Raw genomic sequence first — 8,850 nt, forward strand, 5'->3', positions numbered from 1 at the left:
GCGGGAATCGGACGGGGCGTGGGCCACCGGAAGACACATCGGAAAACACATCGGAAGGCGCCTCGGAAGGCGCCTGTGAAGACCCCGGAAGACCCCGGACGGCATCGGAAGAGCCCCGGGAAACGCCGGAACCCGGCTCGCCGAGGCGAGCCGGGTTCCCGGTGGGCAGGTCCTGCGTTCGTCCTACGCGGCCGTCGTGAACTCCGGCTCCTCGGCCGCGGCTTCGTCCGTCGGGTCGACGATGGTGTCCGGCACGCCGCGCAGCCCGTAGGCGGCCGCGACCGCGGTGACCAGGGCGAGCCCGGCGCTGATCAGCGCGGTGACGTGCATGCCGCCGACGAAGGCGCTGCGGGCCGCGTCGCCGACCGCGCCCGCCAGGTCGGCCGGCAGGTGCGCGGCGCCGGCCAGCGCGCCGCCGAGCGATTCGCGGGCGCCGTCGGCGGTGCCGGCGGGCGTCCCGGCGGGCAGGTCCAGGTTGTTGCGGTACACGCTGTTGAGGACCGAGCCGAGGACCGCCATGCCGAGCGCGCCACCGAGTTCGGTGGCCGTCTCGGAGATCGCGGACGCCGCGCCGGCGCGCTCCTTCGGCACCGCGGCCAGGACGGTGTCGGCGGTGACCGTCAGCGCCATGCCCATGCCCATGCCGACGGGCAGCATCGCGGCGACCAGCACGGCGTAGTGGGCCTCGGTGCCGGTCAGCAGGTACAGCGAGAAGCCGGCCGACGAGACGAGCAGGCCGAGGGCGACGGTGTTGCCGCGGCCGATGCGGGTGATGAGCGCGGCGGCGAGGGCGCCGCCGGCCATCGCGGCGACCGCGCCGGGCAGTCCGGCGAGGCCGGCCTTGAGCGGCGACCAGCCGAGCACCGACTGGAAGTACTGGGCGAAGATCAGCGACTGCGCGACCAGGGCGAACATCGCGAACGCGTTGGCGGCGATCGATCCGGCGAAGGCCCGCTCCCGGAACAGCGCGAGGTCGATGAGCGGCGAGGCGACGCGGGACTGGCGGCGCACGAAGAGGACGGCGGCGGCGATGCCGATCAGCGCGGCGACGGCGACCTGGGACTGGGCGATGCCGCTGTGCGAGGCTTCCTTGACGGCGTAGACCAGGCCGAGCACGGCGGCGATGGACAGCGGGACGCTGGGCAGGTCGAGGCGTCCGGGGTTCGGGTTGCGGGATTCCGGCAGGACGATCGCGCCCGCGACGAGGATCGCGGCCATGATCGGCAGGTTGATCAGGAACACCGACCCCCACCAGAAGTGGTCGAGGACGAGGCCGCCGAGGAGCGGGCCGAGGCCCACGCCGGCGCCGCTGATGCCGCTCCAGATGCCGACCGCGGCGGTGCGTTCCTTCGGGTCGGTGAAGACGTTGCGGATGAGGGACAGCGTGGACGGCATGATCGTGGCGCCCGCCACGCCCAGCAGGGCGCGGGCGGCGATGAGCATTTCCGGGCTGGACGCGTAGGCGGTGAGCGCGGAAGCGGCGGCGAATCCGGCGGTGCCGATGAGCAGGAGCCGCTTCCGGCCGATGCGGTCGCCGAGCCAGCCCATCGTGACGAGCAGGCCGGCCAGGGCGAAGCCGTAGCCGTCGGCGATCCACAGCAGCTGGGTGGCGGACGGGTCGAGGTCGTCGACGAGGCCGGGGATGGCCAAGTGCAGGGCGCCCATGTCGATGGTCAGGACGAGCACCGCCAGGCAGCCGACGGCGAGCGTCCCCCACTTGCGGGCCGGGGAAATCTGCGAGGTCTCCATGCCGAGAAGACTCGCGGGGGCCGCTGACCGGACGGTGACCGCGCGCTGACCGGGCCGGCCGACGGCTGGTCAGCGGGCGCCCGGAGCGGTAAGGGTGGGGCCAGACCCACCCAACCCCGGGGCCCCAGCGCAATGCCCCCACCCCTGCGCGGTAGGCAGACTTACCGGTGTCGGAGCAAGAAACCTCGCAGGTCGGGGCCCACGCCGAGGAGGCAGCAGTGAGTGCAAGCGGAGTCGCGCGGCGGATCCGCGTCGGGTGGGTCGACGCATGGCGCGGGCTGTGGCTGGTGGCGCCGATGACGGTGGGCCTGGTGCTGTTCGTGCTCACCGTGGTGTTCCTGCCGCTGATGGTCCTCGGGATCGGTGTGCTGCTGGTCCCCGTCTTCGTGGCGGCGACCCGCGCCCTCGCGGACACCGCACGGCGCCGGGCCGAGAAGAACGGCGTGCCGATCGCCCGGCCGTACCGTCCCGAGCCGAAGTACGCCCGCGGCATCGTCGGCCAGGTCCAGCGTTGCCGCACCCTGCTGGGCGACCCCGCGACGTGGCGCGACCTGGTCTGGCTGCCGGCCGAATTCGTGATCGGCATGGTCCTGGGCATCCTCGCGCTCGGGTTCATCGCCGAGGGCGTGTTCGGGCTGCTGCAGCCGTGGCTGTGGAAGCCGATCACGAACGCCGGCGACAGCGGCTGGTACACCTTCGTCAAGGTCGACAGCGACAGCCGTGCCTGGCTCGCGGCGCTGGTCGGCGTGGCGTACATCGTGATCGGTTTCTGGATCGCCCCGAAGATGCTCAAGGTCCACGCGAAGTGGTCGCACACGCTCCTCGCGCCCACCCGCAAGGCCGAGATGGAGCTGCGGGTGCGCCACCTGACCGAGACGCGTACCGACGCGGTCGACGCGTCCGCCGCGGAACTGCGCCGCATCGAGCGGGACTTGCACGACGGTGCGCAGGCCCGGCTGGTCGCCATGGGCATGAACCTGGGTGCCGCCGAGCAGTTGATGGACTCGAACCCGGACGCGGCCCGTGCGCTGCTGTCCGAGACCCGCGAGGCGTCCGCCAAGGCGCTCAACGAACTCCGGGACCTGGTGCGTGGAATCCACCCGCCGGTGCTGGCCGACCGGGGCCTGGGCGACGCGGTACGGACGATCGCGCTGGAGAACCCGCTCGAGGTCGAGGTCACCGTGGCGATCCCGGGCCGGCTGGAGGCTCCGGTGGAGTCGGCGGCGTACTTCGCGGTCACCGAGGTGCTGACGAACGCGACCAAGCACGCCGGGGCTTCGCGCGTGTGGATCGACTTGCGGCACCGCGCCGGGCGGCTGCGCATCGAGGTGGTCGACGACGGCCGCGGCGGTGCGGACTTCGCCAAGGGCACGGGTTTGCGCGGGATCGAGCGGCGACTGGGTACATTCGACGGGACCATCGCCCTCGATTCCCCGAAGGGCGGCCCGACGACGGTGACCATGGAGCTGCCGTGCGAGTTGTCCTCGCCGAAGATCTCGCCCTCCTGAGGGACGGGCTGGTGCGGCTCCTCGAAGCCCACGGTTTCGAGATCGCCGCGGCGGTGGACAACGGGCCGGAACTCCTCAAGGCCCTGATCGAGCAGCGCCCCGATGTGGCGGTCGTCGACGTACGACTGCCCCCCACGTTCACCGACGAGGGCCTCCAGGCCGCCCTGGAGGCCCGTCGGCGTGTCCCGGGCCTGCCGGTGCTGGTGCTGTCGCAGTACGTGGAGCAGCTGTACGCGCGCGAGCTGCTCGCCGACGGCTCCGGCGGTGTCGGCTACCTCCTCAAGGACCGGGTCTTCGACACCGCGCAGTTCGTGGACGCGGTGCACCGGGTCGCGGCCGGCGGCACGGCGATGGACCCCGAGGTGATCGCGAAGCTGCTGACCCGCACCGAGCAGCGCCACGAGCCCCTCGGGCAGCTGACCGAGCGGGAGCGCGACGTGCTCAAGCTGATGGCCGAGGGCCGGTCGAACGCGGCGATCGCCAAGCAGCTCTTCGTGTCCGAGGGTGCGGTCAGCAAGCACACGACGAGCATCTTCGGGAAGCTGGCCATCACCGCTTCGGACGACGACAACCGCCGGGTCATGGCGGTGCTCGCGTACCTCGGGGCGTAGCCCCGGCAGCGTGGGGGAGGCGTCCTCCGGACCCGTCCGGTGGGAGGCGTCGCCGGGCTCTTTCGTCCTGGGTTCGTCCTGGGTTCGTCCTGGGTTCGTCCTGGGGGACGAACGCCGTCTACTCCCCTCGTAGTAGCCATCTCCGAGCGCTTCTGCGGGCGGGGTGCGCGCTTCTCCTACAGCGGTTGGAACTTCGCTGACCTGCGGCTTTTCGCATTGTGCCGGACCCTTGCGGGTGTCTACCGTCGAGGCTGACACCACCAGCGCTCTCCCCGGCGGACGCCAGTCGCCGAGCTTTGTGAATCGGATCACAAACCCGGTTCGCGGGCAGGGCGGGCGGACGCAGGACGAATGGAGAGCACATGTTCGGACGACTCGGAAGGCTCGTCGTCCACAATCCGTGGAAGGTGATCGGCGTTTGGCTGGTCGCCGCCGTGGCGCTGGTCGCGTTCGCGCCCAAGCTGTCGGACATCACCAACCAGGACACGGCGAGCTTCCTGCCCGACAAGTACGAGTCGGTCCAGGCGGCCGACCTTGCCGAGAAGCAGTTCCCGCAGTCCAAGGACCAGAGCGCGCTGACCGTGTTCAAGCGCGCCGACGGCGGTGCGCTCACGGCGGCGGACGAGGCCAAGATCAAGGAGATCGCGGCCAAGCTCCAGGCGGAGAAGGTCAAGCCGGTCGCGTCCGGTACCGCCCGCCCGGCCGGCGAGGTCAGCGGTGTCGGTCCGCTCCAGGTGTCCGAGAACAAGAAGATCGGCCTGGTCGACTTCAGCATCGCGGGCGACGCCCAGGACAAGAAGGTCAACGAGGCCGTCAAGGACCTGCGCGACGCCACGAAGCCGCTGGTGGAAGGCACCGACCTCAAGTACGGCTACACCGGCGGTCCGGCGATGATGCTGGACAACGAGGACGCCTTCAAGAAGGCCGAGGCGATCGTCGGCATAGTCACGATCGTCCTGATCATCGTGCTCCTGCTGCTCATCTACCGCAGCCCGGTCGCGGCCTTCCTGCCGATCATCGTGGTCGGCATCGTGGCGATGGTGGCCCCGGCGGTGATCGCACTGCTGGGCAAGGCGTTCGACTTCCAGGTCGAGCAGTCGCTCCAGACGATGCTCATCGTGGTGCTCTTCGGCATCGGCACGGACTACATCCTCTTCCTGCTGTTCCGCTATCGCGAACGGCTGCGAGCGGGCGACGACAAGAAGCAGGCCATGATCGTGGCCGTCGAGCGCGTCGGCGAGGCCATCGCCTCCGCCGCGGGCGCCGTCGTCATCGCGTTCGGCGCGATGCTCCTGGCCTCGCTCGGCAGCTTCAAGTCGATGGGCCCGGGCCTGGCCATCGCGGTCATCGTCATGGCGATCGCCGGCCTCACCCTGGTTCCCGCGGTCGTCTCGCTGCTCGGCCCGAAGGTGTTCTGGCCGTCGAAGGGCTGGCAGCAGCAGCCGCAGGGCACCACGTTCCACAAGCTCGGCAAGATGACCGGCAACAAGCCGGTCGCCGTCGCGGTGGTGTCCGGCGTGATCATGGTCGCGCTCGCCTCCGGCGTGCTCGGCTTCAAGGCGGACTACGACCAGATCGGCCAGCTGCCGAGCGGCACCGAGTCCGCCAAGGCCATGAAGGACATGCAGACCGGCTTCCCGGCCGGCACGCTCAACCCGACCCAGGTCTTCGTCGCGTCCAAGGACGGCAAGCCGCTCGACCGGAACGCCGCCGAGCAGTTCGCCGTGGGCCTCAAGGGCGCAGACGGCGTCGGCGGCGTCAACGTGATCAACCCGGAGAAGCCCGGCGACGGCCACGTCAAATACAGCGACGACGGCCTCTACGGCGAGATCAAGCTGGTCCTGAAGGAGAGCCCGTACACCAACGCGGCCCTCGACACGATCAAGCCGCTCCGCGCCACGGCCGACGCGCAGGCTCCGGCCAACACGGACGTCCTGGTCGGCGGTGCCACCGGTTCGTTCGCGGACGTCCGCGACGCCACCAACCGCGACATGAAGGTCATCTTCCCGGTCGCGGGGCTGCTGATCGCGCTGATCCTGGGCCTGCTGCTGCGCAGCCTCGTGGCACCCTGGTACCTGATCCTCGCGGTCGTCCTCGGCTACGCGGCGACGCTCGGCGCGACGGTGTTCGTGTTCCAGGGCCTCGCCGACCACGCGGGCGTGATGTTCATGCTGCCGATCATGATCTACATGTTCGTGGTCGCGATCGGCACGGACTACAACATCCTCATGATCGCCCGATTGCGTGAGGAAGCGCAGGAAGGCCACGAGCCACGGAAGGCCGCGGCACTCGCGGTCGAGCACGCCGGACCGTCCATCGCGGCGGCAGGTGTCATCCTGGCGGGGACGTTCGCATCGCTCATGTTCGCCGGCGTCAGCATGATGATGGAGATGGGCTTCGCGGTCGCGGTGGGCATCTGCATCTCGGCCTTCGTGATGTCGATGTTCCTGGTGCCCGCGGTCACCGCGCTCATCGGCCACAAGGCCTGGTGGCCGGGCCACGCCGACCGGCCCAAGGCCGGCCACGGCGGCGGACACGGCGAGGAAGACCGGGAACCGGTGCTCGCCGGCCGGTGATCCACGGCTGACGGAACCGAAGGAGCAGGACATGCAGTACCAGGACGGCCCCGTACGCACCGGCGTGCGGGGCCGTCCTGCGTCCGCGCCCGCCGCCCCCGCGGCAGGCGCCCCCGTCGTCCCGCAGCTTCCGGAGCCCGCCGAACCGTCCGGGCTGCCGATGCCCGGCGGGCCGCGGCGGCGCTGGCAGGAACGCTGCGGGGCGATCCGCAACCACGCCTGGATGTCGGACATCCTCGTGGTCGCCATGGTCATCGCCGTGACCGTCGGCGGCGCCATCGCGCCGTCCCAGAAACCGCACGTGCCGGGTGCCCCCAACGGGCTCAACCTGACCATCGCGGTGCTGAGCTGCCTGGCGCTGCTGCGCCGCCGCCAGCACCCCCTGATCGTCCTCGCCATCACCGAACTCGCGCAGCTCGCCTACCTCGTCGCGGACGGCCGCGACGGGTCGATCCTGCTGCCGACGCTGATCGCGCTCTACACCGTCGCGTCCCGCGAGGGCCTGCGCCGCGGCCTGTGGATCGCCTCCGCGGTCGCGGTCGCGCACACCATGATCCGGCTCGCCGTGCTCGCTTCGGCGTTCGTGCGTCCGGAGAACTACCTCTCGGTGGTGTGGCTGTACCTGCCCGTCGCCGTCGGGGAAGCGGTCCGCGCCAAGCGGGCCTACTGGGCCGAGGTGCAGGCCCGCCTCGCCCGCGCCGACCGCGAGCGCGAGGAAGAGGCCGCCCGCCGGGTCACCGCCGAACGCATGCGCATCGCCCGCGAACTGCACGACGTCGTGGCGCACAGCATCGCGATGATCAACATCCAGGCGGGCGTCGCCGCACACGTCATCGAGCAGGACGTCGGCCAGGCCCGCCAGGCGCTCGTGCACATCAAGGAAGCCAGCCGCGACGCGCTCGCCGAACTCCGCACCACGCTGGGCGTGCTGCGGCAGGACGGGGAGAGCGACCATCCGACCGAGCCGATGCCCGGAGCGGACGGCATCGAGTCGCTGGTCGCGTCGTACCGCACGGCAGGGCTGCCGGTGCAGTTGGAGATCGCGGGGGCGCCGCGGCCGCTGCCCGCGCCCGTCGGACTGGCGCTGTACCGGATCGTGCAGGAGTCGCTGACCAACGCGGTCAAGCACGCCGGGCCCGGCGCGCAGGCCGCCGTCCGCATCCGGTACGTGCCGCACGAGGTGGACGTCGAGGTGGCCGACGACGGCCGCGGCGCGTCCGCCGGCCCGGGCTCCGGCACCGGGCACGGACTCCTCGGCATGCGGGAACGCGCGACCGCGGTCGGCGGCACGCTGCGCGCCGGACCCGCCGCGGACCGCGGCTACCTGGTCGCGGCGCTGCTGCCGACCGGCGGCGCGCCGCCCCCGTCGGCGGCCCCCTCAGCCTCCGCGAGCGGTGCGGACGCCCCCGCGTCCGCGGCCGCCGCGGCAACGGAAGGAAACACATGGTCCGGGTCCTGATCGCGGACGACCAGTCGCTCGTGCGCGCCGGCTTCAAGGTGCTCATCGGCTCCGATCCCGAACTCGAGGTGGTCGGCGAAGCGGCGACCGGCGCCGAGGCGGTCAAACTGGCGCGCGAGACCCTCGCCGACGTCGTCCTCATGGACATCCGCATGCCGGAGATGGACGGCCTCGAAGCGACCCGCCGGATCGTCGGGGACGAGGACCTGGCCGGGGTGAAGGTGCTGGTGCTCACCACGTTCGAGGTCGACGACTACGTGTTCGAGGCGCTGCGCGCGGGCGCCAGCGGTTTCCTGGTCAAGGACACCGAACCGGCCGACCTGCTGCGTGCCATCAAGACCGTCGCGGCGGGGGAGTCTCTGCTGTCGCCGGGCGCCACACGCGCGCTGGTGGGCCGGTTCCTGTCCCAGCCCGAGCCGAAGGTCGCGGCCCCCGACCGGCTGACCGCGCTGACCGACCGGGAGCGCGAGGTACTGGCGCTGGTGGCGTCCGGAATGAGCAACGACGAGATCGCCGAGCACTTGTTCGTGTCCCCGCTGACCGCGAAGACCCACGTCAGCCGCGCGATGGTGAAACTGGGCGCCCGCGACCGCGCGCAACTGGTGGTGATCGCCTACGAGTCGGGGGTGGTCCGGCCGGGGCCGGGGGCGGGCTGACGGGGGAGGGGGGTCGGGTTGTCCACAGACGGGGTTTTCGTGGTGGATCACCGGAGGGCAGGTACGAGAAGGTGGCCGGGTCGGAAGGAGATCCGACGGCGGCGGGGGTGGGGGAGGGGCCTTCGCAGAGACTCCGACCGGAGACGGTGGGAGGAGGGAGGGCCCTAGGGCCTGTTCTGAGTTCGGATCACGATCGGGTCATTCCGGCCTCGGCGGCCGGGGGAATGCGGTAGACCGGACGGCATGACCCGGGGTGATCTGTCGGATGGCGAGTGGGAGTTGGTCGAGCCG

The 8,850-nt window shown here is 71.4% G+C and carries 6 protein-coding genes; 5 read left to right on the forward strand and 1 reads right to left on the reverse strand.

Annotated features, from left to right (window positions below):
- Nucleotides 1-183: 183 nt before the first annotated feature.
- Nucleotides 184-1,749 carry an MFS transporter gene (locus ABEA93_RS40035; protein ID WP_345680922.1) on the reverse strand — a complete coding sequence of 522 codons (1,566 nt, stop codon included), beginning with the start codon at nucleotides 1,747-1,749 and terminating at the stop codon, nucleotides 184-186.
- 218 nt (nucleotides 1,750-1,967) lie between these two features.
- On the opposite strand from ABEA93_RS40035, the gene ABEA93_RS40040 reads away from it, so the two are divergent.
- The 5 genes from ABEA93_RS40040 to ABEA93_RS40060 all read left to right on the forward strand — a co-directional run bounded on the left by ABEA93_RS40040 (nucleotide 1,968) and on the right by ABEA93_RS40060 (nucleotide 8,559).
- Entirely contained in the window at nucleotides 1,968-3,257 is a 1,290-nt protein-coding gene (locus ABEA93_RS40040; RefSeq protein ID WP_345680923.1) for a sensor histidine kinase, read from the forward strand.
- Nucleotides 3,221-3,868 carry a response regulator transcription factor gene (locus tag ABEA93_RS40045; RefSeq protein ID WP_345680924.1) on the forward strand — a complete coding sequence of 216 codons (648 nt, stop codon included), beginning with the start codon at nucleotides 3,221-3,223 and terminating at the stop codon, nucleotides 3,866-3,868. Before ABEA93_RS40040 ends, ABEA93_RS40045 begins: the two co-directional genes overlap by 37 nt.
- 362 nt (nucleotides 3,869-4,230) lie before the next feature.
- The gene (locus ABEA93_RS40050; RefSeq protein WP_345680925.1) at nucleotides 4,231-6,444 is read left to right on the forward strand and encodes an MMPL family transporter; all 2,214 of its coding nucleotides are present in this window, start codon (nucleotides 4,231-4,233) and stop codon (nucleotides 6,442-6,444) included.
- A gap of 31 nt (nucleotides 6,445-6,475) precedes the next feature.
- Nucleotides 6,476-7,903: a sensor histidine kinase gene (locus tag ABEA93_RS40055; protein ID WP_345680926.1), complete on the forward strand. Its 1,428-nt coding sequence runs from the start codon at nucleotides 6,476-6,478 to the stop codon at nucleotides 7,901-7,903.
- The gene (locus tag ABEA93_RS40060) at nucleotides 7,888-8,559 is read left to right on the forward strand and encodes a response regulator (protein ID WP_345680927.1); all 672 of its coding nucleotides are present in this window, start codon (nucleotides 7,888-7,890) and stop codon (nucleotides 8,557-8,559) included. The genes ABEA93_RS40055 and ABEA93_RS40060 overlap by 16 nt, the downstream gene beginning before the upstream one ends.
- Nucleotides 8,560-8,850: the final 291 nt, after the last annotated feature.

The organism is Yinghuangia aomiensis (genome assembly GCF_039542225.1).
Taxonomy (GTDB): domain Bacteria; phylum Actinomycetota; class Actinomycetes; order Streptomycetales; family Streptomycetaceae; genus Yinghuangia; species Yinghuangia aomiensis.

Excerpts from the sequence above, each read along its gene's own strand:
- ABEA93_RS40035 (WP_345680922.1), bottom strand. The coding sequence starts at position 1,749 with ATGGAGACCTCGCAGATTTCCCCGGCCCGCAAGTGGGGGACGCTCGCC.
- ABEA93_RS40050 (WP_345680925.1), top strand. The coding sequence starts at position 4,231 with ATGTTCGGACGACTCGGAAGGCTCGTCGTCCACAATCCGTGGAAGGTG.
- ABEA93_RS40055 (WP_345680926.1), top strand. The coding sequence starts at position 6,476 with ATGCAGTACCAGGACGGCCCCGTACGCACCGGCGTGCGGGGCCGTCCT.
- ABEA93_RS40060 (WP_345680927.1), top strand. The coding sequence starts at position 7,888 with ATGGTCCGGGTCCTGATCGCGGACGACCAGTCGCTCGTGCGCGCCGGC.